Here is a 26,153-nt window from a genome sequence, read left to right on the forward strand (position 1 = left end):
AACCCCGTCTTTAGCTCTGTAATGAGGAAGACACGCAGAAGAGACAAGGGAAATGGCACGCTTGATCAGAGTTGACGCCGAACTAGTTCGACGTCATTTGGCACATTCGCGTCAGCACGCTGGTGAGCTCATCAATCGTGGTGTGGTGCTTCTAGACGGCGAAGTGGTCCGTAAGGCCGCACGCCAGATGGATCCAGCTCAGCCACTACGAGTGGTGGAAGAGCAGGGTGAGGAGTACGTCTCCCGCGGCGCACACAAGCTCATCGGTGCACTCGATGCGCTCGGAGAGAAGGGCCCAGTTGTGGCCGGTCGGCGATGCTTAGACGCGGGTGCATCAACTGGCGGCTTCACAGATGTCTTGCTCCGCCGGGGTGCCAGCGAAGTCGTTGCCGTTGATGTGGGTTATGGCCAGATCGCTTGGCGGCTGCGTGAGGATCCACGCGTCATCGTGATCGAGCGCACCAACGTTCGCACACTGGATCCTGCCGTAGTGGCACCTGCGCCGGATCTCGTCGTCGGCGATCTGTCATTTATCTCCCTGACACTTGTGATTCCAGCTTTGGTAAGAGCGGCCGCTCCACGCGCCGATTTTCTCCTCATGGTCAAGCCGCAGTTTGAAGTTGGTAAAGATAAGCTCGGAGCTGGAGGAGTCGTTCGTGACACCGCTCTCCACGCCGAGGCTGTTCTTCACGTTGCTGAATCTGCCCGGGCGTGCGGGTTGGCGATTAGGGCCGTTGCCGCGTCGCCGCTTCCCGGTCCGGCAGGCAATGTAGAGTACTTTCTGCATATGGTTGCGGGTGGTACTGACGATCTTGGGGATACCCTGGAGTCCGAAATCATCCGGGCTATCGATGAGGGACCAGCTGGAGCAAAGGTGAAGCATTGATGAGTCGTCGGATCGCTTTGGTTGCTCACCCTGACCGCCCTGATGTGCTCGGCAGCGCGCGGCTCGTCACAGAGCAGTTTGAGCATTGTGGCATCGAAGTCGATGCGCGTGAATCCAACGACTCTGCGAATGGTGCAGAGTTGATCTTGGTGATTGGTGGGGATGGCACCATCCTGCGTGCAGCCGAACTTGGCCGCGTCGCGCGGGTGCCTATTCTGGGCATCAACTATGGTCACATGGGTTTTCTATCAGAGGCGGACCCAGATGACCTTCCCGAGGTGGTCGGTCAGATCCGCGACAAGCAATGGACTGTTGACAGCCGGATGACTATCGACGTCGAAGTCACGCGTCCGGATGGCAGCATCGAACGCGGCTGGGCATTGAATGAAGCTTCTGTGGAAAAGGATGAACACGCTAGGATGATCGAGGTCTCGATCGGCGTGGATGGCCGTGAGCTCTCCAACTTCCAGGTGGACACGGTGGTGTTCTCCACAGCGACCGGTTCAACTGCATACAACTTCTCAGCTGGTGGCCCAATTGTGTGGCCCGACGTCGAGGCCCTAGTACTCACGCCAATCGCAGCTCATGCCTTGTTTACGCGTCCGCTGGTGGTGGGCCCAAACTCGACATTGGAGCTTCACGTCCAATCTGAGAATGCCAGGATCTGGTGCGATGGCCGCAGGCTCATCAATGCGCCTGCGGGCTCAACAATCCGTGCCATCAAAGGAGCTCATCCTGTGCTGCTGGCTCGTCTGGGTCAGACGCCTTTCTCCGGGCGGCTTGTTCAGAAGTTCCGGCTTCCGGTGAAGGGATGGCGGGTTCCAGGAACGGCAGTCTCATGATTGAGAAGCTACGTATCTCCAATTTGGGCGTTATCAAGGAAGCCGAACTCGACCTTGGTGCTGGTCTAACCGCGCTCACAGGCGAGACCGGTGCCGGAAAGACAATGGCGGTCACGTCTCTGCAGTTGCTCCTAGGAGCAAAGGCAGACTCAACTAAGGTGCGCCGAGGTGCCGAAGGCGCGCAGGTTGAGGGGATCTTCACGGTTCCTTTGGGTTCCGAGGTTCTCGATAGGATCTCGGAATCCGGCGGAGTGTACGATATCGACGACGACGTCGCCGTGGTTGTTATTTCCCGGCATGTTCCCGTTTCTGGGCGGTCCCGATCGTTCATCGGGGGCCGAACTGTCCCCACGTCCGTGCTGGCACAGATAGCTGGTGATCTCGTAACGGTCCATGGCCAGTCAGATCAGATTCGGCTCGCCACTTCATCTCAACAGGCACGGGCACTTGATGCCTTCGGTGGGGAGCCGATTGCGCAAGCTCTTGCCGTCTGGCAGCAGACCCTTGCACAGTTGAACGCTGCTGAAGATGCCCTTGCGCTCTTTGATAGCAACGCACGGAGTGCAGCGCGTGAGCGGCTAGCGCTGGAGGCTTTGATTTCGAAGGTGGATGCTGTTGCGCCAGAACCAGGCGAAGACGAAGCACTGAAAGCCGAAGCGCGATTGCTGGAGAACTCCGAGAGCCTCTATCTGGCGCTTTCGGATGCCGCCGCACAACTTTCGGGTTCTGACGCGGTGGAAGTATCGGCCGTAGGATCGGTTGAGGCCGCGGCGCGGGCACTTGAAGAGTTCATAGATGATTCTGAACTCTCAGAACTTCACGATCGGCTGGATGCGGCACGCATCGAGCTTTCGGATATCTCAGGAGAGCTTGCCGATCGTGCCGCCCACACGGAAGCAAACCCGGAACGACTCGCTACCATCTACGCCCGTAGGCAAGAGCTTGCGGGGCTTCGCAAGGATCTAGCAATGGACCTTGACCAGATCTTGGAAGAAGCAGGCAGGGCTCGCTCGGAACTTGAAGACCTCGCAGATCCCGTGGGAACTCGCGAAAAGCTTGCCAGCGCTCTTGCGCAAGCCTCGCAAGCCTCCTCTGTCGCTGGCCGTAAGCTCCATAGCTTGCGGGTGTCGGCAGCAAAGGAACTCTCACGGTTTGTCTCCGAGGAACTACCGTCGCTGGCCCTGCCAGACGCCACATTTGGAATTGACGTGACCGGGGGAGCAAACCCCAGCGCGAACGGCACAGACAACGTAGCCTTCCTCCTTGCCTCACATAAGGGCGCCCCACAAGCGCCACTTGGGCAAGGCGCCTCTGGCGGAGAACTCTCAAGGATCATGCTCGCTGTGGAAGTCTCTCTTGCTCGTCGCAACAATGAGACTGGCCACACTTTCCTCTTCGATGAAGTGGACTCCGGAGTGGGTGGCCGTGCCGCACTGAGCGTGGGGAAGAGGCTCGCTGACCTCGCCTCGAGCTGTCAAGTACTAGTTGTGACTCACCTGGCGCAAGTAGCAGCATACGCTAGCACTCAAGCCGTCGTCGTCAAAGAGACTGGGGGAGAATCCGCCGTCACCGAAGTGGTTCCCGTGGATGGCGATTCGAGACTCGCAGAGTTGGCCAGGATGCTCTCTGGGACGGACTCCCAGACGGCGCGCGCGCATGCCGCTGAGCTCCTTGCAAGCGTAGATATGGCACGATGATTCTGTGGTATTCCTGTTCGGTCGAAAGAAAGTCGTGGAGCAATCAGGGCAACTCTCAGGTGTTGCCCAGATTGACGCACGCACCAAGAATCTGACGAAACGCCTGACTCAAGGCAGTCTAGCCATCATTGATCACACTGACATCGATCGCGTCTCTGCCGAGGCGCTTGTAGAGTGCAGGCCGCAAGCCGTTCTCAACGCCGCCAAGTCCACCTCCGGGCGCTACCCCAATCTAGGGCCAGGAATTCTACAGCAGGCGGGCATACCGCTCGTCGACGATCTGGGCTCCGGCATCATGGACATCCGTGAGGGTCAGACGATCCGGGTAGATGATGAAGGAAAAGTATTCGACTCCGAAGGTCAGCTCATCGCCGAAGGCGTCGTGCAAAACCCCGATACCATTGCTGCCGACCAAGAAGCTGCGCGAGCCGGTATGGGTGTGCAGCTGAAGGCGTTTGCGACCAATACGATGGAGTATGTCGAACATGAACAGGACCTCATTTTCGATGGTGTAGGAGTTCCTGAGGTCACCACAAAGTTTGAAGGCCGGCACGTACTCGTCGTGGTGCGTGGATATCGCTACAAGGAAGACCTCGCGGCGTTGCGCCCATATATACGCGAATATCGCCCGATAATGATTGGGGTGGATGGCGGCGCGGACGCAATCCTTGAGGAGGGCTATCACCTCGATATGATCGTTGGCGACATGGATTCCGTGTCAGATAAGGCACTGACCTCTGGTGCTGAGATCGTGGTGCACGCATATCGCGACGGCCGGGCGCCCGGTAAGAAGCGCGTGGAGGACCTTGGCGTGGCGCATGTGGTGTTCCCATGCACGGGAACTTCTGAAGATGTCGCCATGCTGTTGGCTGATGACAAAGATGCCAAGCTCATCGTTGCGGTGGGCACACACAACACTCTCATTGAGTTCCTGGACAAGGGACGGTCAGGGATGGCATCAACCTTTCTGACCCGGCTTGCCATCGGCGGAAAGTTGATCGACGCCAAGGGAGTTTCCCAGCTCTATCGGTCTCGAATCTCAAACTGGCAGATCTTCTTCCTCATTTTGGCGGGCTGCGCAGCCATCGCCGCTGCGGTGGTTTCGACTGCGGCAGGTCAAGCTTTCTTCGGTATTTCCTCTGCGTGGTTCAGTGACCTTGTCCACTGGTTCACTACGCTCTTCTAAAAGGCATGTGATGGTTGACTTTAGATATCACCTTGTTTCGCTCGTCTCAGTTTTTATGGCTTTGGCAATCGGCATTATCTTGGGTGCGGGCCCTCTTCAGAACTCGATGGGGAATGCGCTCAATTCTCAAGTGGAGACTTTGCGCGATTCGAGGGATTCTCTGCGTGATGAGCTTGACTCCACGCAGGCAGAACTCGACGATTCGAATGCCGCTATCGTTGCGGCTGGTGAGCAGCTTCTACCCGGGACTTTGACTGGCCGCGAGATCGCCATCGTGAGACTTCCGGGTGCCGACGACGACGCCGTCACGGCCATCCAAGACGAGCTTGGTTCAGCTGGAGCGACCATTTCAGCGAATGTGACTCTGACCAACAACTTCGCGGTTTCCGATCAGTCCACGTACCGTGGTGCCCTCGCGAGCCAGCTCAGTGACTACATCGACGGGGTGCCCGAAGGAGCCTCCGATGATCAAATCGTGGCAGCAGGTTTGGACTATGTGCTGCGCAATGATCCCAACGATGCGAATGTGAAGATCGTGCTTGGCTCTCTGACGGCTTCGGACAGCCAACTCATCGAGGTCTCGGGAGACATCACAGCTGCCGCCGATGCCATTGTGTTTGTTGCGCCTGATACGTATGTGGTCGATACGACCGATGCTTCTGCAGACGCCTCGGCGCCGAGCGAGGCGGAGATCTCTGCTCAAACTCAGCTTTTCGCGCAGGCATTCGCCACCTCTGCTGGTCGGGGTGCCGCAGTGGCCGTGGGCCGGGCACTCGACGACGGCGACGTGTTGATTGGGATGCGTAGCACTGAGACTGGTTCCACGGTTGATTCGGTCGGTACACCCACATCCGCCATCAATACGGCGTTCGCTGTAGCTTCGGAGATATCTGGAGATCACGTTGTGCTCGGTTCCCAACAAGGTGCTGATCAGGCGCTAGGTACGCGAGTGGACGCTTCGGCTCAGGGGGAACCATCTGCTGAAGATTCGGACACGAACAATGGCTAGCTGGAAGGTTAGCGCACTATCCAGCGGCCTAGCCGCGCTCGGTGCCGCAGCCGTTGTAAACCGTCACCCTTTGCGGTCGTGGGATCGCCCGTCTTTTTCCGGGTCACCCGTTAACTTGAGTGAAGGGCTTGTGGCTGCAGTTGGCTCGCTGGCGGGTGCCGCCTGCATGCGTGGACCAGCAGCGACGGGTGCAACGATTGCTATTGGAGCGGGCGCTCTGGCGGGTTACGTTGACGACCAGTGTGAGGATCGTTTTCCAGCCAAAGCTAAGGGTCTCAAAGGTCATCTAGGTGCGCTCAGTCAGGGGAAACTCACCTCTGGCGCGCTGAAGATCGGCCTCATAAGTGTGGGATCTGCTTGCGGCGTAGCATTCCTCAAGCGCAAGGGATCATGTGCCGCGCAAGTGGAGGTATGGATGGAGCAGACTGCCCTTGTGGCAGGTACCGCCAACCTCGTCAATCTCCTTGATCTACGGCCGGGGCGTGCTCTGAAAGCGTGTTCGATTCTCGCACTGCCTTTGGTTTTTCACCATGGCGCTACCTCCGCCTTGGCAGCATCGATTCTGACCACAAGTGCCGTTTGTGCCCCTCAAGACCTCAATCGCAAAGGAATGCTCGGCGATCTGGGAGCCAATGCAATTGGCGCGAGCCTTGGTATGGCATTGGCAGATCTCAACTCAGCCAAAGCTCGCCGTGCCCTCCTCGGCGCCGTCGTCGGCTTGACTCTTGCAAGTGAGAGAGTCTCCTTTTCTACGGTGATCGAGGGCAATCGGGTGCTTAAGGCCATTGACGATTTTGGTCGCAGAGCGTGACGAACCGGCTAGGATCGAGCGTCGCTGGCGCAGCCGGTTCGATAGCACTCCTGACACTGCTTTCGCGGCTAGTCGGATTTGTGCGCACGTGGGTTCAAAATGGGGCCTTGGGCGACACTGCAGCGGGTGTTGCCTACTCAACGTCAAACACGGTTCCTAATGTTCTGTTCGAGGTTGCAGCTGGCGGAGCACTCGCTGGCGCAGTGATTCCCCTGATCTCCGGATTCTTGGCTAAAGGTTTGGACGACCAAGTCAATAGAACAGCGTCTGCGCTTCTGACGTGGATCCTGGCAATTGGCGTGCCACTTGCGGGAATCGTGGCGTTATGCGCCTCGCCGCTGACCTCCATATTGCTCGGGCCCGAAGCAGATGAGGCCCAGATTCACTTTGGAGCAACGCTGCTGCGAATGTTTGCTCTGCAGATTCCGCTCTATGGCCTTTCCGTTGTTCTGACCGGAGTACTGCAAGCGCACAAGCGTTTTCTGTTGCCGGCGGTGGCGCCGATGCTCTCCTCCGCCACAGTCATCGTTGCCTTCCTTGCCTTTGGTGCTTTGTCTAACGGTCAGCAAGATGATCCGGCGGCGCTCAGCTCCTCGGCAATTCTGTGGCTCGGTTGGGGGACCACGGCAGGTGTGGTTGCCTTCTCACTACCGCAACTTGTTCCAGTCATGAGGCTGGTTTCACTCAAACCGACTTTCCGGTTTCCCGACGGCGTGGCGCGCAGGGCACTCAAACTCATTGGCGCAGGCTTGGGCGCGTTGGTGGCACAACAGATTCAGATCATTGTGATCATGATTGTTGCCAATACCCAAGGTGGCGCGGATGCCTCAGGTGCCTATCCTGTCTACACTTTCGCCAACGCCGTATACATGGTGCCCTATGCCGTACTGGCCGTACCCGTTGCAACAGCAGTCTTCCCACGCTTGTCTGAGGCAGCAGCACTTCCTGGCCGCCCAGGACTGGCGAAGCTGACCGCCAGATCTACTCGGTTGGTCCTCAACATCGGTATCGTCTGCGTTGTTCTCTTGGCGGTTATGGCAACACCGGCCATGATTGTGTTCGGAGTGTTGCGCCCGGCAGACGGCTTGGACGTGGCTCTCATCGCGATGGCGCCTGGATTGGTTGGATACGCCCTTATATACCACTGCTCGCGGGTGCTCTATGCCTTGGAGGAGTCCAAGGCCGTCGTGATCGTGAACTCCGTGGCGTGGTTAAGCGTGTGTGTCGCGCTTGGCATACAAGTGATGTTGGGAGTCGATGGTCGAAACGGCGTTCTGGTAGCTATCGGGTCTTCCATCTCCATTGGAATGACGATCGGGGCAATCGGCGAAATCTGGATTATTCGCCGCATTTTGGGTGCTGAGGCGGTCCAAGGATTTGGGAGATCAGCCGGTCTCGTGGCTCTGGCGAGCGCTATCTCAGGTTCTGTTGCTTGGCTTCTGATTCGGGCAATCTTGGCGGGCTTAGGGGAGGGTCTCCTAGGAGCTCTGGTGGCTGCGGTTGCCGGCGCGGGCATCGTCGTCGTTACTGGGTTTGGGGCCATCTATATCTTTGATCGCCGATCTCTAGCTATGACCGGTAGGGTTTCTGAGTAGTGACGGGCGAACGTGCCAACCAACACATCCAGCGGCGTTGTCATCCGATTTACTCTGCAGGCATGCGGGTTCTTTGACGCGAAGAGGGACGTGAATCTGGACATGCCCGTTCCAACTTCAGCGTGAGTCTGGATCTCTCTGTTAGTCTGGAGTTCCGTGGAACAAAGTGCTGCCCGCCTCCCGGGAAATCAGAATTCAGTTACTCGCCAGATTTTTGTTACTGGTGGAGTCGCAAGCTCTCTAGGCAAAGGCCTGACGGCTTCAAGCCTCGGTCATCTTCTTCGCGCACGTGGATTGCGTGTTGCCATGCAGAAGCTGGATCCCTACATCAACGTCGATCCTGGCACCATGAATCCTTTTCAACATGGCGAAGTCTTCGTAACGAAGGACGGCGCTGAAACGGATCTCGACATCGGCCATTACGAGCGCTTCCTCGATGAGGAACTCACAGGCGATGCCAACTCGACCACAGGTCAGGTGTACTCCCGCGTTCTGACCAAGGAACGTGCTGGCGAGTACTTGGGTGAATGTGTGCAGGTGATCCCTCACATCACGGATGAGATCATCGATCGCATGCGCGCGCAGGCAATTCCCGATGAATCTGGCGAAGTACCGGACGTGATCATTACTGAGATCGGTGGAACCGTTGGCGACATCGAATCGCAGCCATTCCTTGAAGCTGCACGCCAGGTGCGCCAGCGCGTGGGGCGTGACAACGTTTTCTTCATCCACGTTTCACTCGTCCCGTACCTCGCTGCCGGTGGTGAACTGAAGACCAAACCCACCCAGCACTCCGTGGCAGCGCTTCGTTCAATCGGCATTCAGCCGGACGCCATCGTGTTGCGATGCGATCGTGATCTGCCCGAGGGAGTCAAGAACAAGATTGCGTTGTTCTGCGACGTCGATCGCGAAGCTGTGGTGCAGTGCAAGGATGCCGCGTCGATCTACGAGATTCCAGTCACGCTCCACCAAGAAGGGCTTGACGCGTATGTGGTGCGCCGCCTTTCAATGAGTTTCCGTGATGTGGACTGGAAGGTTTGGGAGAGCCTCCTCAATCGTGTGCGTAACCCTCGTGAAGAGGTGAACGTGGCGCTGGTTGGTAAGTACATCGATCTGCACGATGCCTACTTGTCTGTTGCGGAAGCGCTCCGTGCGGGCGGTTTTGCCAACTGGGTAAAGGTCAACATCAAGTGGGTTCCGTCCGATACCTGCGAGACCGAAGAAGGTGCCAAAGAACAGTTTGCCGACGTCGACGCGATCCTCGTTCCAGGTGGATTCGGTGTGCGTGGCCTAGACGGCAAGATTGGCGCGCTTCGTTATGCCCGCGAACACAAGCTACCAACGCTTGGAATCTGCTTGGGTCTGCAGTGCATGGTGATCGAGGCCGCGCGTGATCTGCTAGGACTTGCCGATGCTTCATCTACAGAGTTTGACCCGAACACAAGCCAACCTGTCATTGCAACGATGGATGAGCAGCTGAAGTTTGTTGAGGGGGAGGGCGACCTCGGCGGAACAATGCGATTGGGAGCTTATCCCGCAGTGCTTGGCGAGGGCTCCATCGCCGCGAAGGTATACGGCACCACGGCCGTCTCTGAACGTCACCGCCATCGCTATGAGGTCAACTCAGCATATCGAGATCAACTGGAGAGCGTTGGGCTCCATGTCTCCGGAACCTCGCCGGATGGAGAATTGGTTGAGTTTGTGGAGCTCGATCGTGCCCAGCATCCTTACTACATCGCCACACAGGCCCATCCGGAGTTCAAGAGCCGGCCCACCAAGGCGCATCCTTTGTTCGTGGGCCTCATCGCGGCCGCGCTTGACCACAAGCACGGAACTGGCTCGGATGAAGCTGTTGACGCATCTTCAGAAAGCGTTCAAGCGTGATTTTGCGCGATCAGCTCGCACCCAACCACGTGCGGGTGACGGCGTCGTCGACGCCTTACCACGGCCTCATTTTTGACGTGGTCGAAGATACGTTAGTGCTGGCCAGCAACGGTGCGTCAATGACGCGTCAGTATATTGAGCACGACGACGCCATAGGGATCGTGGCTGTGCGCCCTGGCGAGGCAGGTGAGGAGGTGCTGCTCATCAGGCAGTACCGCCATCCACTTAAGAGCCTCATGTGGGAGATCCCGGCCGGCTTGCTGGATATCCCGGGTGAAGATCAGGTGACGGCGGCTGCTCGGGAACTGGCTGAAGAGACGGACCTCGTTGCCGAGCGCATCGAACCGCTGGTGCGGCTGAGTTCTTCTCCGGGCTGCTCCTCAGAATCGGCGCAAATCTTCCTCGCAACGGGCATTCGGGCCGCTGATGTGGCGTTTGCGCGAGAGGATGAGGAATCTGAAATCGAGGCGGTGTGGTTGCCTGTGGGAGAGGTGGTGACCGCGATCCTTGCGGGCGACCTCAGTTGCCCAACTCTCGTTGCTGGAGTGCTCGCATACGCGTCTCGCAACTCAACTTTTTGAGAGGCTGACGTGAGGGGGCTGATCGGAACACTCTGATCAGCCCCCTCACGGCTGCTGGTGGGTGACACGTTTGCGTATGGCTGATCCTGTATCCCCACTTGATTCCCAGCTGTCATAAAGTGACTCGTTGTCGCATGCCTGATCCTATTGAGGGATTGCGAGGCGATGTGATCCACTCTTCGGGCCTGTTCTTCCACATATGGAGAGAATTCGGCGTACCATGAAGGAGATTTCGGAGCTCCGAAACTGTGGGAGTCACGTTAATGAACGCGGGTATGACAACTGTGAAGCATCAAGGGTCCGTCAAACGAAGAATCGCGATGTTTGGGCCAAGCTTCATTGCGGCGGTCGCATATCTGGATCCTGGCAACTTTGCCACCAATATCAGCGCGGGAGCCGAGTTTGGGTATCTCCTCATATGGGTGGTAGTTGGCGCAAATCTCATGGCCATGCTCATTCAGTACCTCGCGGCTAGGATCGGGGTTCTGACCGGGAGAACACTTCCAGAACTCATTGCCGAGCACTCCACCAATCCCGTACGTATTGCCTACTGGATTCAGGCGCAAGTGGTCGCGATTGCCACTGACATCGCGGAAGTGGTGGGCGGTGCGATTGCGCTACAGGTCCTGACAGGTATGCCTATCATCTGGGGCGCAATCGTGACGGTGGCGATCTCCACCGCGATTCTCGTTCTACAGGGCGGGAAAACGAACCATCGATTCCAGCAGGTCATCATCACCATGGTGGTGCTGATAGCGGCAGGAATCCTATATAACGTGGTGTTGGCTGGTCCCAGCCCGGTAGAGACACTTCAAGGTATGAAACCGCAATTTGCGGGCCATGAATCTTTGGTCCTGGCGGCCGGAATGCTCGGTGCCACTGTAATGCCCCACGCGATTTACATACACTCCGCGTTGGTTCGCGATCGTTTTGGTCATGTCGGAAAAGATCAACAAGAGGAGATCTTGCGAGCAACGCGATGGGATATTGCCTTATCGATGTTGTTGGCTGGAAGCGTGAACGGCGGGATGCTTGTGCTGGCCGCAGGCGCACTTAACGGAGTCGACGGCACTGACACGTTGACTGGAGCGCACGATGCCATAGCCTCTGTTCTGGGATCGAGCGCGGGATGGGCGTTTGCGGTCGCTCTTCTTCTTTCTGGTTTGGCATCAACAACTGTCGGTTCGTATTCAGGCACTGTTGTGTTCAACGGCCTGCTGAATTTGAAGATCACTCCGCTGGCAACCCGGCTCCTCACCGCTGTCCCGGCGGTTGTGATTCTGGCTTTAGAAGTTGACCCAACTCGCGCACTTGTCATCTCGCAGGTGGTGCTTTCCTTTGGCATACCCTTGGTTCTTATTCCCCTTATCTCGCTCTCTGCGAACGATTACGTGACGGGGCGCCGCCTCAATCGGATTGTGCTGGCAGTGGCTGTTTTGTGCGCCCTTCTCATCATTGTCTTGAACATTGCCTTGCTTGTCGCCACATTCGCCTCGTAGTGGCGGGACGTTAGGCCTATTCCGGAGTGCGTAGAACGGCGATTCCGTTTTCGGCCAATTTGCGGCGTTTTCTCTTTCTCAATACATTCTGTTCTGGACAGTGTCTAGGTTCACAGTCCCGGATGGGCGACCTACTGCACGCTTGGTGGATTTTGGAAACAGTAGTGTTGTTTAATGTAAGGGCGCATGAGAGGAGGGACGCATGGTTGGGATTCCTGATCCGGAAGCCGGGACTCGTGAACGCATTCTCCGGCTCATCATTGAAAAAGGGCCAATCACGTCAGCTGAACTGGCTGGTCTGTTAGTCCTCACTGCTGCGGCTGTGCGAAGGCACCTTTCGCAGCTGGAGCTTGATGGTCAGATTGCCGAGTATGACGGTGCAACATCGCAGCCGGCCCGCCGGGGACGTCCATCGCGGCGTTATGTGGCCACGGGCGAAGGCCAAGCGATCTTTGGTGACTCATATGCTGATGTCGCAACTCAAGCCCTAGCTTTTGTCGTCAAGTCGATGGGGCCAGCAGGCATTCAACAGTTCGCGTCCGAACGTATCACTGGGCTTGAGGAGCGTTACCGTCCTGCCGTAGAAGCAGCGGGTGACGATCTGGAGGCGCGAGCCGAAGCGTTGGCTCGGGCGCTCACACAGGATGGATACGCGGCAAGCGTGCGCCGTGGACCGCGTGGACTGACGCTTCAGCTTTGCCAGGGCCATTGCCCAATCCAGGATGTTGCCACTGCATATCCCACGTTGTGTGAAGCAGAGACGCAAGCATTCCACGAACTCCTTGGCGTACACGTTCAGCGCCTCGCGACCCTTGCCGGTGGCGAGCACGTGTGTACGCTCACGATTCCACTTGTCTCGCGTATTCGCGGGACGTCAACTCGCAAGGAAGGACAGCCATGACACAAACCCGGCATGAAGCCGCGGTTGCTGAGGCCATTTCTGATCAGAACGAGACCATTGAGGTTTTGGGCCAGAAGTATAACTACGGCTGGCACGATTCCGATGTGGCTGGACAAGCTGCTCAAAAGGGCCTCTCAGAGGGCGTGGTTCGCCACATTTCGGCAGTAAAGAATGAGCCGGAATGGATGCTCAAGAACCGTCTGAAGGCTCTCCGTCTGTTTGAACGCCGCCCGATGCCTACATGGGGCGCTGACCTTTCTGGCATCGATTTCGATGAGTACAAGTACTTCGTCCGATCAACAGAGAAGCCAGCGCAGTCGTGGGATGAGCTTCCTGAGGACATCAAGGAGACCTACGATCGGCTCGGCATCCCCGAGGCAGAGAAGGCTCGTCTAGTCGCAGGCGTTGCAGCCCAGTATGAGTCCGAGGTTGTCTACAACCAGATTCGCGAGGATCTCCAAGAGCAAGGCGTAGTGTTCCTCGATACAGACACAGCGCTGAAGGAGTACCCGGAGCTCTTCAAGGAATACTTCGGTTCAGTTATTCCAGCAGGTGACAACAAGTTCGCTTCGCTCAACACCGCAGTATGGTCTGGTGGTTCCTTCATCTATGTTCCTAAGAACGTACGAGTAGAGATTCCTCTTCAGGCCTACTTCCGCATCAATACGGAGTCAATGGGTCAGTTCGAACGCACACTTATCATCTGTGATGAGGGTTCCTACGTTCACTACGTCGAAGGGTGTACCGCTCCGATCTATCAGAAGGACTCGCTGCACTCCGCGATCGTTGAGATCATCGTCAAGAAGAATGCTCATTGCCGTTACACGACCATTCAGAATTGGTCGAACAACGTGTTGAACCTCGTCACCCAGCGCGCTGCTGTCGAAGAGGGTGCCACTATGGAGTGGGTCGATGGCAACATCGGCTCGCGTATCAACATGAAGTACCCAGCGTGCGTGCTGCTCGGCGAGCACGCTCACGGCGAGGCGCTTTCGGCTGCCTTTGCAGGCCCTGGCCAGCACCAAGACACGGGCGCGAAGATGATTCATTCCGCACCACACACAACTTCTTCCATCGTCTCGAAGTCGATTTCGCGAGGCGGAGGCCGCTCCTCCTACCGCGGTCTCGTCCAGATCGACGATAACGCACACGGTTCAAAGTCATCGGTTGTTTGTGATGCGCTCTTGGTAGACGATATTTCGCGAACAGACACATATCCGTATGTGGATGTTCGGGTCGACGACGTCGAGATGGGCCACGAGGCAACGGTCTCCAAGGTCTCAGAGGATCAGCTGTTCTACCTCCAGCAGCGTGGTTTGTCCGAACAGGAGGCAATGGCTATGGTGGTGCGCGGCTTTGTTGAGCCCATCGCCCGCGAGCTGCCAATGGAGTACGCACTCGAGTTGAACCGCCTCATTGAGCTTCAGATGGAAGGAAGCGTCGGCTGATGCCACTACCAAGCATGTCTACTGATCATTCGCGCGCTGTGCTTGAGTCAGAGGGGATGGGCACGGGATCTTCGCGTGCCGATCGTCTGACTTCATTCGTATCGTCTGATTTTGAAGTACCCACGGGTGCCGAGGAGGAATGGCGTTTTACGCCAATGGCTCGCGTTCGCGACTTCTTGACTGATGACCTCGTCGCCGCTCCGGCACGTGTCAGTTCCTCAAATCCTGCTCTGGAAGTAGTGGGACGCGAGGATCCTCGGCTCGGCACGATTGGGGTGCCCGAGGATCGTTCTGGAGCGCTCGCGTGGGAGGCTTTCACTCAAGCGCATGTTCTTACTATTCCGGCTGGCGCTCAAGGTGAGACGGTTATTCAGGTTGAGGCACCCGAGGGGATGTCGGCCGCTCACTTGGCCATCTTTGCTGAGAAGGCTGCTACGAGCACTGTTGTCATTGAACACACTGGAGTTGGTGAACTCACCGAGGGTATCGAAATCTCGGTAGCTGACGAAGCGGAACTGACCGTGGTGAGCGTGCAGGAAGCTGACCGTACGGCTCGCCACTTTTCTACCCAGTCAATCAAGATTGGCCGCGATGCGAAGGTTCACCACATCGTGGTGACTCTGGGTGGAGATCTGGTACGTATCACCACGAACCTCAGTTACGGCGGACCTGGCGGCGATGCCGAGCTTCTAGGCGCATACATCACGGATGCAGGCGAACACCAGGAACACCGCGTGTTTGTGGATCACGAGCATCCGAACTGCATCTCTCGGGTGACATACAAGGGTGCTCTTCAGGGTGATGAGGCTCATTCGGTATGGATTGGTGACGTTCTTATTGGTGCACCTGCCACTGGCACGGACACCTACGAGCTCAACCGAAACCTTGTACTGACGGGTGGCGCAAAAGCTGATTCCGTGCCAAATCTCGAGATTGAGACTGGTGAAATCGTTGGTGCAGGCCACGCTTCGGCAACTGGTCGCTTTGATGAGGAGCAACTCTTCTACCTGCGTGCGCGCGGAATTCCAGAAGATGTGGCCCGCCGCCTTGTAGTGCGTGGATTCTTTGCAGAACTCGTAGATCATATCGGCGTGCCATCCGTGCAGAGCAAGCTTATGGCAGCAATCGAACGTGAGCTTGATATTGCCGGGCTCGCTTCTTCCTCCGAATATGACGGATTTGCCGAGGAGGATGCTGAATGAGTTTCCAAGTCGCCTGCGCCACTAGTGTTATTGGTCCTGCCGAAGCACTGAAGGTGGAGCTGGTGAATGGAGAGGGAAAGAACGTACCCGTGGCAGTAGTGCGGGATACAGATGGCACATGGCACGCGGTGGGAGACACCTGCACCCATGCCGATTTCTCCCTCTCAGATGGCGACATCGAGGATGGAACCATTGAGTGCTGGAAGCACGGATCGCCCTTCGATCTAGCTTCCGGCCGCCCGCTCGCATTGCCGGCCACGCGGCCGGTCCCCGTTTACGTAATTGAAATCAGCGGCTCGGACGTCCTAGTAGACGTCGATGCCACGTTGTAAGAGGAGCCACGTTGTCTACCCTTGAAATCCAGAATCTGCACGCTTCGGTTGAGACTCAGGACGGCCTCAAGCCGATCCTTCACGGTGTTAATTTGACTATTGGTGATGGCGAGGTTCACGCCATCATGGGTCCGAACGGCTCCGGCAAATCCACTACGGCCTACGCCCTTGCGGGTCACCCGAAGTACGTCATCACCCAGGGTAAGGTGCTGCTCGACGGTGAGGACATCACTGATATGACCGCAGACGAGCGCGCTCGCGCGGGCCTGTTCCTCGCTATGCAATACCCAGTTGAGGTTCCCGGCGTCTCGGTCACGAACTTCCTGCGCACGGCCAAGACTGCCATTGACGGTCACGCTCCGAAGCTGCGCGAATGGACCAAGAGCGTGCGTGAGGCCACTGCGAACCTCAAGGTTGATCCGGACTTCATCAAGCGCGATCTCAACGTCGGCTTTTCTGGCGGCGAGAAGAAGCGCACGGAAGTCCTCCAGATGGAGCTCTTGGAGCCAAAGGTAGCGATCTTGGATGAAACTGATTCCGGGCTCGACGTCGACGCTTTGCGTATTGTTTCCGAGGGAGTGGTTCACGTACACGAGAAGACCAACAACTCTATCCTTCTCATTACGCACTACTCGCGCATCCTCAACTACATCAAGCCTGACTTCGTCCATGTCTTCGCGCATGGCCAGATTGTTAAGACAGGTGGCCCGGAGCTCGCCGACGAACTCGAGAACTCCGGCTACGATTCCTACGTGGAGGCCTGATGTCCGCCACTCCGGCGCCTCGCGGCGATTTCCCTATCCTCGCCCGAACTGTGAGGAGAGGTTTGCCGCTTGTGTATCTGGATTCGGGAGCAACTTCGCAGCGCCCGCAGCGCGTACTCGACGCGGTGCGGGCAATGGACACCCAGCACAATGGCGCCGTCAAGCGCGGCGCGCATCTCCTCGCTGAGGAGGCCAGCGAGGCTTACGAGCGCGCCCGAGAGCAGGTAGCTGCCTTTGTAGGTGCAGCACCTGACGAGATCGTGTGGACCTCCGGCTCAACGCAGGCTATCAACCTCGTTGCCTACGCGATATCTAACGTTTCGGCTGGTCGGGGCGATTCGGTGGAATCGCGTCGAGGTGTTGATCCACATGTCTTTTCTGTTGGCCCAGGCGATGTCATCGTCACCACCCGCGCTGAACATCACGCGAACATCATTCCGTGGCAGGAGCTGTGCTTGCGGACAGGAGCCACTCTGCGGTGGCTTGATCTGGATGCGGAGGGCCGAATCGACCTATCCACGCTCGATCGAATCGACGAACACACCAAGCTTGTCGCGTTCACGCACGTCTCCAACGTTTCGGGCGCGATCTCCCCGGTTGCACAGATCGTGGAGGCGGCGCGCAAGGTGGGTGCTTTGACGTTCCTCGATGCATGCCAGTCAGTTCCGCACATTTCGGTCGACTTCCATGAACTGGGTGTGGACTTCGCTGCGTTTTCCGGGCACAAGATGTTGGGACCCACGGGTATTGGTGCTCTCTATGGCCGCGCTGAACTGCTGAGGGCTCTACCCCCATATCAGTTTGGTGGGTCGATGATCGAAGTTGTCACCATGGAGAAGACCACCTACGCTGATCCTCCTGCCCGTTTCGAGGCTGGGACAATGCCTGTTGCTCAAGCGATCGGTATGGGCGAAGCAGCGGTCTACTTGACCGAGATTGGCATGGACAAGATTGCACGTTATGAGGCCGAACTAACTCGGCGCATGCTGGCTAGCTTGACCAAGATGCCGGGCATACGAATCCTCGGACCTGAGGGCGAATCCAACCGCACGGGTGCAGTGGCGTTCGCCGTGGACGGTGTTCATCCTCACGACGTTGGGCAGTTCTTAGACTCTAAGGGTATTGCCGTGCGGGTAGGCCACCATTGCGCACAACCCATTCATCAGCATTTTGGCGTGTTTGCTTCGACTCGTGCTTCGCTAGGTCCCTACAACACTGTTGAGGAAGTGGACTATTTCGTGGAATCTTTGGCAGAGGTTCGGCGTTATTTCCGAGTGGAGGACTAATGGACGATCTCGACCAGATGTATCAACAGATTATTCTTGACGCAGCGCATGAGCGCCATGGCTTCGGCGCGCTTGACGCGTTTGATGGCGACTCATTTCAGGTGAATCCAACCTGCGGCGATCAAGTGGATCTGCAAGTCAAGCTTTCCGCAGATGGCAAACATATTCACGGAATCGGATGGAACGGGCAAGGCTGTTCCATTTCGCAGGCATCTATTTCGATCATGACCGAAATGCTTGAGGGCAGGTCCATCGACGAAGCAATGGACCTGTTCGAAACCTTCCGTGAGTTGATGGATTCGCGCGGGAATGGTGTTGATGAAGAGACACAGGACAAGCTGGAGGATGCTGCGGCCTTTTCGGGGGTCGCAAAGTTCCCGATGCGGGTCAAGTGCGCGCTACTAGGCTGGATGGCCATGCGCGACGCGACAGACAAGGCCGTCATGGCCAACGATGGAGGAGACAATGCTCGAGGAGAATGAGTTGGAGGTCGCGCCGGCTTATGCCACCGCAGCTTCATCGCTTCCCACCGCCGCCCCCACGGTTGATGACATCACTGAGGCACTCAAAGATGTTATTGACCCTGAACTGGGTATCAATGTGGTTGACCTCGGCCTTTTGTATGGCGTGAACCTTGAGGGTTCTAAAGTGGTCATTGACATGACTTTGACGTCAGCGGCTTGCCCGCTCACGGACGTCATTGAAGATCAAGCTGCCCAGGCGTTGAACGGCATGGTTTCATCAATGCGTATCAACTGGGTGTGGCTGCCGCCGTGGGGTCCGGAACGTATCACGCCAGATGGGCGTGAGATGCTCCAAGCGCTAGGTTTCAACGTCTAGATTTCTGGAACGTGAACAAACATGTGTGTGAGATAGTGGGCTGCCTGCAGGGTAGCCCACTATCTTGCCGTGCAGCGAATCATCGCGTGGCAAACTGCAGGGCCAGCCAATCTCACAGTTCAGCGGCCGGGCCTTGGGGATATACGCAGATAGGCTAGATACCGTGATTAATGTCCAGAACCTAACAATGCGTATTGGCACCCGTGAACTCATCGTCGATGCCAACGTCCGCGTGGATAAAGGCATGCGTGTGGGCTTGGTAGGCCGCAATGGTGCTGGCAAGACAACTCTCACCCGGTTGCTGGCAGGGGAGGGCGTGACTTCCGAGGTTATTGAGCATACCGGCACGATCAATCGTGGTGGCTCCATTGGCTATCTGCCACAGGATACTCATGTGGGTGACCCGGACCAACTGGCCAAAGATCGCATCCTTTCCGTGCGCGGAGTTGATGTGACACTCAAGCGCATTGCCAAGGCTGAGCATGAGATGTCCACCGCCACGGGCAATCGCCAGATCAAGGCGATGGAACGTTACGTCCGGCTGGACGAGGAGTTCACCGCAGCTGGCGGATACGCGGCACAATCCGAGGCAGCGCAGATGGCGGCGGCCTTGGGACTGCCCGCACGCGTGCTCGAGCAACCGCTCCACACTCTTTCCGGTGGTCAGCGCCGCAGGGTGGAGCTGGCACGTATTCTTTTTTCGCAGGCCGAAACTCTGCTTCTGGACGAGCCAACCAACCATCTTGATCACGATTCCATAGTGTGGCTGCGCGATTACCTCCGCAACTACAAGGGTGGTTTCGTCGTTATCTCCCATTCAGTGGATTTGCTAACGGATACGGTCACCGCGGTATGGCACCTAGATGCTAATCGAGCGACCATCGACGTCTACAATATGGGCTGGAAGGACTACCTTAACCAACGCGAAGTGGATGAACGACGACGTCGTCGTGAACGTGCGAACGTCGAAAAGAAGGCTTCTGCGCTGATGGCCCAAGCTGACAAGATGCGTGCGAAAGCCACGAAGGCGGTTGCGGCCCAGAACATGGCCCGTCGAGCAGAACGCATGATGGAAGGCCTGGAAGGGCCGCGCGTGAACGACAAGGTGGCACATCTGCGCTTCCCGTCGCCGGCACCCTGCGGACGTACTCCGATAACTGCCGCTGGGCTTTCCAAATCCTACGGTTCCTTGGAAGTGTTCACTGGCGTAGACCTCGCGATCGATCGGGGAAGCCGAGTGGTGGTACTGGGACTGAACGGTACTGGAAAGACCACGCTTCTCAGGCTGCTTTCCGGAGTTGAGGAAGCCGATTCCGGAGAAGTGATTCCCGGGCACGGCCTCAAGCTCGGTTACTATGCCCAGGAGCATGAGACGATCGATCTCAACAAGACCGTGGTGGAGAACCTGCGCTATGTGGCACCCGAGCTGGACGATACCCATGTGCGCAGCGTGCTGGGCTCGTTCTTGTTCTCCGGTGAAGATGCAGATAAGCCGTCCAAGGTGCTCTCAGGCGGTGAGAAGACAAGGTTGGCTTTGGCGATGCTTGTTGTTTCGGCAGCCAATGTGTTGCTTCTGGACGAACCAACCAACAACCTTGATCCCGCTTCTCGTGAGGAGATCCTCAACGCATTGCGGCGATATGAAGGTGCCGTGGTGCTCGTTACCCACGATGAAGGCGCCGTCGAAGCACTCAATCCTGAGCGGGTACTTCTGCTGCCAGATGGCGACGAGGATTTGTGGTCCTCAGATTACTTGGATCTCATCGCTCTAGCCTGACTAAGCTGGGCTCATGCCTACACTCATTCTCATGCGCCACGCCAAAGCGGGCCATGCCCCAGTGGACTTCGATCGTCCGTTGGCGCCTCGCGGGCGTCAACAGGCCGCGTGGCAAGGCAGTGCATTGGCGAGGGCCGTGGGCGGCGTGGATTTAGCGATCGTTTCATCGTCTGCTAGAACGCGCCAGACGTTAACAGGGTTGAACTCGGGTGGTTTGAGAGTTGCCGAGACGTGGTTTGAGGATTCTCTGTATGCAACCTCCTGGGAGGGGATTCTGGGGTTACTCCAACGCGTTCCGGAAGACGCCGGGAGCGTTATCGTGGTAGCGCACGAACCTACAATCTCAATGGCTGCGGTCATGCTCGCGTCCAAGGACTCCCCAGTTGGGGACCTACACGCTGGCTTCTCAACAGGCACGGCCGCGATAGGCGACGTGGACGGGTGGGGATATCTGGATCGTGGTGGGTATGTTGTGCGTGATGTTCTGGTTCCACACGTGGAATAGCTCTAGGCACTGACATACCCATGCATCAGGGCATGAGCGGATGTGTGCACAAGTTCGAAGCACATCAAGGCGCCACGGCAGCCATGCCACCGCGGCGAAGTTAGGCGATGGCTGCGGATGCGCGCTTGGCTAAGCGTTGCTTGCGTGCCCATTCAGCGCGCCCACGTGCCCATTCAGCCTTGAGTTCGGGATCAGCCATGACGATGGCTACGGTCTGGCAATCCTCAGGACCCGTGACGAAAGCCTGACACAAGGTGCACGGTTCGCCATATCGCAAAGGGCACTGCGGCACATTGGCGTGGCGATTCCGAGCAACATCATCAGACATAGGTTCATTCTAAGAGCAGGTTGCGGGCAGTGCCGCCTCATGGATCACAGTGGAGTGCGAGCATACGATTACCTCATGATTCTCACGATGAGGAAGTGGCGCGACGGTCAAGCCGTCCCAGCGGATACCACCGGCCAACTGCCCAGCAGGGAGGTTGATGAGGGCGAGCTCTTGTGGGTCGACCTTGCTGATCCCACGCCCGCCGAACTGCGCTCCATTGGTAAGCACTTCGGCCTCACGCCGCTCGGTATGGCAGATGTACTCGAGCCCCATGAGAGGACCAAGGTGGTTCGCCACCCGGACCACCTCTCCTTCGTGTGTTACGCCGCTGTGGGCGATACATCGAACGATAACGAGGACCAAGCCGAAGCAGGATTCATCTTCAACATGGTTCGTGTGAGCGGTTTCGTATTTGAGCGTCTGATCATCACGGTCAGAGCTAACACTGATTTTTCAGTGGACACCATTCAGGAGCGGTGGCTGGAGGAGCAACGGCTGGTGCGACTCGGTCCGAGCTACCTTATCTACTCTATTCTCGACACGATCGTCGACGAGTACTTCAACTACATCGAAACGATCGAGGACAGACTCGAAGATATCGAGGACTTGCTCTTTGAAAAGGTGCTGACGAACGAAGTACAGCAACGGCTCTACAACATTCGTCGGGATCTTTCCCACCTACGCCGCGCGGTGTCACCTATGCGCGAACTGGTGATCGATTTCGCTAGGCACTTCACTGCACAGACGGAGATGGCCGGATACTATGACGACACGTATGACCACGCGCTGCGTGCATCGGAATGGATTGACAGTCTCCGAGACACTATCTCTTTCATTGTCGAGACAAACCTCTCGCTTCAAGACACTCGGATGAACGAGATCATGAAGAAACTAGCGGCCTGGGCCGCCATCATTTCAGTTCCAACGTTGGTCACCAGCTACTTTGGCCAGAATCTGCCTTTCTTCGGATTCAATGAACACTCTGGCCTTATTGTCTCTTCAGTCTTATTGGTGGGATCGGCGATCATGCTCTGGGCAGCTTTCCGAAAGAGTGAATGGCTGTAGGAATCAACCCTTTACGGCACGCGTGGCTACTGCGCATTCCAGCCGAAGAGGGCCACGAGTTTGTCGAGCCGCGCAGTGGTGATCGCTGCGTCAGCTTGCTCAAGTACCACAGGCTTCGCGCAGAATGCCACAGAAAGACCAGCGGCCTCCATCATCCCCAGATCGTTGGCCCCGTCGCCGACTGCCACTGTCTGGTCTAGCGGAATACCACGCACGCTGGACCACTGTAGCAAGGCCTCACGCTTGGCTTGCCTATCAATGATCCGACCATAGGTACGTCCCAAGAGTCGCCCGTCAGCAACCATGAGCCGGTTGGCGAGCACCTCATCGATTCCACGTGGCTGAGCGATTTGGTCAACCACTTCATGGAATCCGCCCGATACGAGCCCAATGTATCCACCCCGAGCGTGCAGCGCCGCGATAAGTGAATCAGCGCCGGGAGTCACGGGGACTGTAGCGGCGACGTCGTCGAAAACGCGGGAAGGAACGCCCTCTAGCGTGGCGACGCGCTTTTCGAGCGATTGAGCAAAATCAAGTTCCCCGCGCATCGCAGCTGACGTGATCTCACGAACCATCTCTTCTGACCCAGCTGCAGCGGCTAGCATCTCGATTACTTCACCGCGGACGAAGGTGGAATCCACGTCAGTCACGACGAGTCGGGGGCCCTGAGCCGCCAGTGCGCCCTCAGTGAGAGCGCAATCTACCGCCAACGCGAGCGCGGGACCACGCAGTTCGGCACGCATCTCACCTGTAACGCGCGAAACAGAATCTGCCACGAAGAGACTCAACGAGTTGAGGTCTCCCACGATTGGGTGGGAGACCTCGGGTTCGCCAAAAGCCCCGGTGAAACTACTGATTGTGTGGGCCACAAGCCCAGCCGGAAGCGGCTGTTCTGATGTCAGAGAAAAACGAATAGCACCGGAATGGATCGAATGCGGAGAAGTCACACCTATACGGTAACCCGAGCGTTCTTCGGGACCACGGTGATGCCACCCTCCGATACGTGGAAACCGCGAGCGCGATCATGTTCTTTGTCAACGCCCACAATCGCGCCTTCTTCAACCACCACGCGCTTGTCGAGGATTGCGCGTTCAACGTGGGCGTTGCGGGCGATATTGCAGTCGTCGAAAATCACTGATTCGCGAACTGAGGCCCACGAGTTCACGCGTACGCCGGGCGAGATGACTGAACCGATGACTTCGCCTCCAGAGACAATCACACCAGGGGAGACGATCGAATCGAGTGCGTGCCCCAATCGCTCATGGTGACCGTAGACGAACTTGGCAGGCGGGAGGCCTGTATAGCCCGTAAGCAGCGGCCAGCGTGAGTTATACAGATTGAACACAGGAGAAACGGCGATCAGATCCAAGTTGGCATCGTAGAAAGAGTCGATGGTACCAACGTCACGCCAATAGTTGCGGTCGCGTTCTTGAGCACCCGGCACCTCGTTGTACGTGAAGTCGTAGACCCCGCAGTTACCGTTGGCTGCGAATTCCGGAACGATGTTTCCGCCCATGTCATGCTTCGAACCGTCATGATCCGCATCAGCGAGCAGGCTCTCAATGAGTGCGTCCGTGTTGAACACGTAGTTTCCCATGGAGGCAAGCACGTGGTCAGGTGCGTCAGGAAGTTCGAGCCCCGTCGGATCTGTTGGTTTCTCGACGAATCGAGCTACCTTGCGCGGATTCGACTTGTCAGTGTCAATGATTCCGAATGCTGATGCAAGTTCGATGGGCTGCCGAATGCCGGCAACAGTTAGGTCAAAGCCAGAATCAATATGTTGCTCCACCATTTGGGAAAAATCCATGCGGTAGATATTGTCTGCACCGGTAACCAACACGATATCTGGACGTTCGTCATCCATGACGTTGAGCGACTGATAAATCGCATCCGCCGAACCCAGATACCAGTTCTTGCCGCGGCGCTGCTGAGCGGGAACCGGAGTGACGTAATTGCCTAACAAGTTAGACATCTGCCAGGTTTTGCTGATGTGGCGGTCAAGTGAGTGAGACTTGTACTGCGTGAGTACCACAACTTTGAGGTACCCAGAGTTGATGATGTTGCTCAGTGAGAAGTCAATGAGCCTATAGGTTCCACCGAATGGAACGGCCGGTTTTGCACGGTCCCTCGTCAAAGGCATGAGACGCTTGCCTTCGCCCCCGGCCAGGACGATTGCTAGGACCCGCGGATTTGCTCTCATGTGTCTCACCTTACATTGGAGAGGAGATCGGTGCATGAACTGTTGACGCCCGGCTTGGAAACTCTCTTGCTCCAATCTTCGTTGGTAACACAGCAACAATGTGCCAGAAACGTGGTGCTCATTGGCACAGTCTGATCTCTAATTCGGGATAGAGTGATGCGGGACGGACTCGTCAACGGCGAGCCCGAGTCCTTTCCACATGTGATCCTGAGGAAGTCCGCCGCATTGTGCAGGCGCGAGGAAGGAATTCGAATGCGGGTTGATTTGCTGACACGGGAGTATCCTCCTCATGTCTATGGCGGAGCGGGTGTTCATGTCACCGAGCTTGCTAGGGTCCTCAGCCAGCATGCTGACGTTTATGTGCGCGCATTTGACGGCGAACGGTCCCCCGATGAACTACAAGACGTGCCTGCGGGCGTCGTCGTCGACGGATATGACTACCTTGAAGGGCTGGAAAAGGCTAATGCGGCCCTGCGCACCTTCTCCGTGGACTTGGCCATGGCTGAGGACGTTAGGGGAGCGGACATCGTTCATTCCCACACGTGGTACGCAAATCTCGCCGGACATTTGGGTGGACTCCTCTACGGGGTGCCACACGTCATCTCTGCTCACTCACTCGAACCGCTGCGCCCGTGGAAACGCGAACAGCTTGGGGGAGGTTACAACCTTTCATCGTGGGCGGAGAAAACGGCATACGAGGCGGCCGACGGTGTTGTGGCCGTCTCCCGCGCGATGCGTGAGGACATTCTGGCGTGCTATCCCGCCATCGACCCAGACAAGGTTCGAATTATCCACAACGGAATCGATCTCGAGCAGTGGCACGCACCGCGTACTGACGCTGAATGGGAAGACGCCCGTGCGTATTTCCGGACATATGGACTCGATCCCGATAAGCGGACTATTGTCTTCGTTGGACGCATTACACGTCAGAAGGGCGTTCCTGGGCTGGTGCGGGCACTGGCTAGAATTTCTCCTGAGATACAGGTCATCTTGTGCGCAGGCGCTCCTGATACCCCGGAAATCGCTGCAGAAATGCGCGAGCTGGTAGCCGATCTCCAATCCACTCGCAGTGGAGTTGTGTGGATTGAGGATGTTCTTCCCCAGAAGCGGATCGTCCAGCTTGAAGCCTGCTCAACTACCTTCGTGACGCCTTCCATCTACGAACCGCTTGGAATTGTCAATCTCGAGGCTATGGCCGTGGGTCTGCCCGTAGTTGGTACCGACACCGGCGGAATTCCCGATTGTATCGAAGACGGCGTCACGGGAACGCTTGTTCCGATTGAACAGGCCGACGATGGCACTGGCACGCCACTTGATCCTGAAACGTTCGAATCCGACCTAGCCGCAGCATTGGAAGAGATGTGTTCAGACCCGCAGCGCGCTCGCGAAATGGGGCAAGCTGGGCGGCGCCGAGTGGAAGAACACTTCTCATGGGAGTCAATCGCGGTGAGGACGATGGCGTTCTATCAGGACGTCATCGCAGGACGGATGGGACCTAGGAACTAGAGTTAGCGC

The 26,153-nt window shown here is 57.2% G+C and carries 25 protein-coding genes; 22 read left to right on the plus strand and 3 right to left on the minus strand.

What is annotated here, in order from left to right; all coding sequences use genetic code 11:
* Nucleotides 1-52: 52 nt before the first annotated feature.
* From H2O17_RS05695 to H2O17_RS05790, 20 genes are all read left to right on the plus strand, one after another.
* A complete protein-coding gene (locus H2O17_RS05695) occupies nucleotides 53-886 on the plus strand; it encodes a TlyA family RNA methyltransferase (RefSeq protein WP_182050829.1) in 834 nt (277 codons plus the stop codon).
* Nucleotides 886-1,728 (plus strand): NAD kinase, encoded by an 843-nt coding sequence (locus H2O17_RS05700; RefSeq protein WP_182050830.1) that lies wholly within the window; start codon nucleotides 886-888, stop codon nucleotides 1,726-1,728. The genes H2O17_RS05695 and H2O17_RS05700 overlap by 1 nt, the downstream gene beginning before the upstream one ends.
* Entirely contained in the window at nucleotides 1,725-3,425 is a 1,701-nt protein-coding gene (gene recN / locus H2O17_RS05705; protein WP_182050831.1) for a DNA repair protein RecN, read from the plus strand. The genes H2O17_RS05700 and recN overlap by 4 nt, the downstream gene beginning before the upstream one ends.
* Nucleotides 3,426-3,429: 4 nt before the next feature.
* A complete protein-coding gene (gene steA, locus H2O17_RS05710; RefSeq protein WP_394367349.1) occupies nucleotides 3,430-4,611 on the plus strand; it encodes a putative cytokinetic ring protein SteA in 1,182 nt (393 codons plus the stop codon).
* A gap of 10 nt (nucleotides 4,612-4,621) precedes the next feature.
* Nucleotides 4,622-5,620 (plus strand): copper transporter, encoded by a 999-nt coding sequence (locus H2O17_RS05715; RefSeq protein WP_182050832.1) that lies wholly within the window; start codon nucleotides 4,622-4,624, stop codon nucleotides 5,618-5,620.
* Complete coding sequence (locus H2O17_RS05720) at nucleotides 5,613-6,431, plus strand: hypothetical protein (protein ID WP_182050833.1); 819 nt, start codon at nucleotides 5,613-5,615, stop codon at nucleotides 6,429-6,431. Before H2O17_RS05715 ends, H2O17_RS05720 begins: the two co-directional genes overlap by 8 nt.
* Nucleotides 6,428-8,026 carry a murein biosynthesis integral membrane protein MurJ gene (murJ, locus tag H2O17_RS05725; protein WP_182050834.1) on the plus strand — a complete coding sequence of 533 codons (1,599 nt, stop codon included), beginning with the start codon at nucleotides 6,428-6,430 and terminating at the stop codon, nucleotides 8,024-8,026. Before H2O17_RS05720 ends, murJ begins: the two co-directional genes overlap by 4 nt.
* Nucleotides 8,027-8,182: 156 nt before the next feature.
* The gene (gene pyrG, locus H2O17_RS05730) at nucleotides 8,183-9,910 is read left to right on the plus strand and encodes a CTP synthase (protein WP_182050835.1); all 1,728 of its coding nucleotides are present in this window, start codon (nucleotides 8,183-8,185) and stop codon (nucleotides 9,908-9,910) included.
* On the plus strand, nucleotides 9,907-10,491 hold the full coding sequence (locus H2O17_RS05735) for an NUDIX domain-containing protein (protein ID WP_182050836.1): 585 nt from the start codon (nucleotides 9,907-9,909) through the stop codon (nucleotides 10,489-10,491). The genes pyrG and H2O17_RS05735 overlap by 4 nt, the downstream gene beginning before the upstream one ends.
* A 275-nt stretch (nucleotides 10,492-10,766) precedes the next feature.
* A complete protein-coding gene (locus tag H2O17_RS05740) occupies nucleotides 10,767-11,990 on the plus strand; it encodes an Nramp family divalent metal transporter (protein WP_182050837.1) in 1,224 nt (407 codons plus the stop codon).
* A 202-nt stretch (nucleotides 11,991-12,192) separates the two neighbouring features.
* Nucleotides 12,193-12,891: a helix-turn-helix transcriptional regulator gene (locus H2O17_RS05745; protein WP_182050838.1), complete on the plus strand. Its 699-nt coding sequence runs from the start codon at nucleotides 12,193-12,195 to the stop codon at nucleotides 12,889-12,891.
* Nucleotides 12,888-14,339 carry a Fe-S cluster assembly protein SufB gene (gene sufB, locus H2O17_RS05750; RefSeq protein ID WP_182050839.1) on the plus strand — a complete coding sequence of 484 codons (1,452 nt, stop codon included), beginning with the start codon at nucleotides 12,888-12,890 and terminating at the stop codon, nucleotides 14,337-14,339. Before H2O17_RS05745 ends, sufB begins: the two co-directional genes overlap by 4 nt.
* The gene (gene sufD / locus H2O17_RS05755; protein WP_182050840.1) at nucleotides 14,339-15,541 is read left to right on the plus strand and encodes a Fe-S cluster assembly protein SufD; all 1,203 of its coding nucleotides are present in this window, start codon (nucleotides 14,339-14,341) and stop codon (nucleotides 15,539-15,541) included. The genes sufB and sufD overlap by 1 nt, the downstream gene beginning before the upstream one ends.
* The gene (locus H2O17_RS05760; RefSeq protein WP_182050841.1) at nucleotides 15,538-15,873 is read left to right on the plus strand and encodes a non-heme iron oxygenase ferredoxin subunit; all 336 of its coding nucleotides are present in this window, start codon (nucleotides 15,538-15,540) and stop codon (nucleotides 15,871-15,873) included. The genes sufD and H2O17_RS05760 overlap by 4 nt, the downstream gene beginning before the upstream one ends.
* A gap of 11 nt (nucleotides 15,874-15,884) precedes the next feature.
* Complete coding sequence (gene sufC / locus H2O17_RS05765) at nucleotides 15,885-16,637, plus strand: Fe-S cluster assembly ATPase SufC (RefSeq protein ID WP_182050842.1); 753 nt, start codon at nucleotides 15,885-15,887, stop codon at nucleotides 16,635-16,637.
* A complete protein-coding gene (locus H2O17_RS05770) occupies nucleotides 16,637-17,923 on the plus strand; it encodes an aminotransferase class V-fold PLP-dependent enzyme (RefSeq protein WP_182050843.1) in 1,287 nt (428 codons plus the stop codon). Before sufC ends, H2O17_RS05770 begins: the two co-directional genes overlap by 1 nt.
* Nucleotides 17,923-18,405 (plus strand): Fe-S cluster assembly sulfur transfer protein SufU, encoded by a 483-nt coding sequence (gene sufU / locus H2O17_RS05775; RefSeq protein ID WP_182050844.1) that lies wholly within the window; start codon nucleotides 17,923-17,925, stop codon nucleotides 18,403-18,405. The genes H2O17_RS05770 and sufU overlap by 1 nt, the downstream gene beginning before the upstream one ends.
* On the plus strand, nucleotides 18,389-18,763 hold the full coding sequence (locus H2O17_RS05780; RefSeq protein ID WP_182050845.1) for a metal-sulfur cluster assembly factor: 375 nt from the start codon (nucleotides 18,389-18,391) through the stop codon (nucleotides 18,761-18,763). The genes sufU and H2O17_RS05780 overlap by 17 nt, the downstream gene beginning before the upstream one ends.
* Before the next feature lie 163 nt (nucleotides 18,764-18,926).
* Entirely contained in the window at nucleotides 18,927-20,540 is a 1,614-nt protein-coding gene (locus H2O17_RS05785) for an ABC-F family ATP-binding cassette domain-containing protein (RefSeq protein WP_281363077.1), read from the plus strand.
* Nucleotides 20,541-20,553: 13 nt separating this feature from the next.
* Nucleotides 20,554-21,045, plus strand: coding sequence for a SixA phosphatase family protein (locus tag H2O17_RS05790; RefSeq protein WP_182050846.1), 492 nt, complete (start codon nucleotides 20,554-20,556; stop codon nucleotides 21,043-21,045).
* A 100-nt stretch (nucleotides 21,046-21,145) separates the two neighbouring features.
* Here H2O17_RS05790 and H2O17_RS05795 read toward each other — a convergent pair whose 3' ends face one another.
* Nucleotides 21,146-21,373 (minus strand): DUF6767 domain-containing protein, encoded by a 228-nt coding sequence (locus tag H2O17_RS05795; protein WP_182050847.1) that lies wholly within the window; start codon nucleotides 21,371-21,373, stop codon nucleotides 21,146-21,148.
* A 75-nt stretch (nucleotides 21,374-21,448) separates the two neighbouring features.
* On the opposite strand from H2O17_RS05795, the gene H2O17_RS05800 reads away from it, so the two are divergent.
* On the plus strand, nucleotides 21,449-22,438 hold the full coding sequence (locus H2O17_RS05800) for a magnesium transporter CorA family protein (protein WP_182050848.1): 990 nt from the start codon (nucleotides 21,449-21,451) through the stop codon (nucleotides 22,436-22,438).
* Nucleotides 22,439-22,464: 26 nt separating this feature from the next.
* Here H2O17_RS05800 and serB read toward each other — a convergent pair whose 3' ends face one another.
* Both serB and glgC read right to left on the minus strand, forming a co-directional pair.
* The gene (serB, locus tag H2O17_RS05805) at nucleotides 22,465-23,385 is read right to left on the minus strand and encodes a phosphoserine phosphatase SerB (RefSeq protein WP_343037870.1); all 921 of its coding nucleotides are present in this window, start codon (nucleotides 23,383-23,385) and stop codon (nucleotides 22,465-22,467) included.
* Between the two features lie 2 nt (nucleotides 23,386-23,387).
* Nucleotides 23,388-24,638, minus strand: coding sequence for a glucose-1-phosphate adenylyltransferase (gene glgC, locus H2O17_RS05810; RefSeq protein WP_182050849.1), 1,251 nt, complete (start codon nucleotides 24,636-24,638; stop codon nucleotides 23,388-23,390).
* A 252-nt stretch (nucleotides 24,639-24,890) separates the two neighbouring features.
* Here glgC and glgA point away from each other — a divergent pair, with 252 nt between their 5' ends.
* Nucleotides 24,891-26,144, plus strand: a complete 1,254-nt coding sequence (gene glgA / locus H2O17_RS05815; RefSeq protein WP_182050850.1) for a glycogen synthase — start codon at nucleotides 24,891-24,893, stop codon at nucleotides 26,142-26,144.
* Nucleotides 26,145-26,153: the final 9 nt, after the last annotated feature.

Origin of the sequence: Changpingibacter yushuensis, from assembly GCF_014041995.1 — a bacterium.
In the GTDB taxonomy this organism is placed as follows: Bacteria; Actinomycetota; Actinomycetes; order Actinomycetales; family Actinomycetaceae; genus Changpingibacter; species Changpingibacter yushuensis.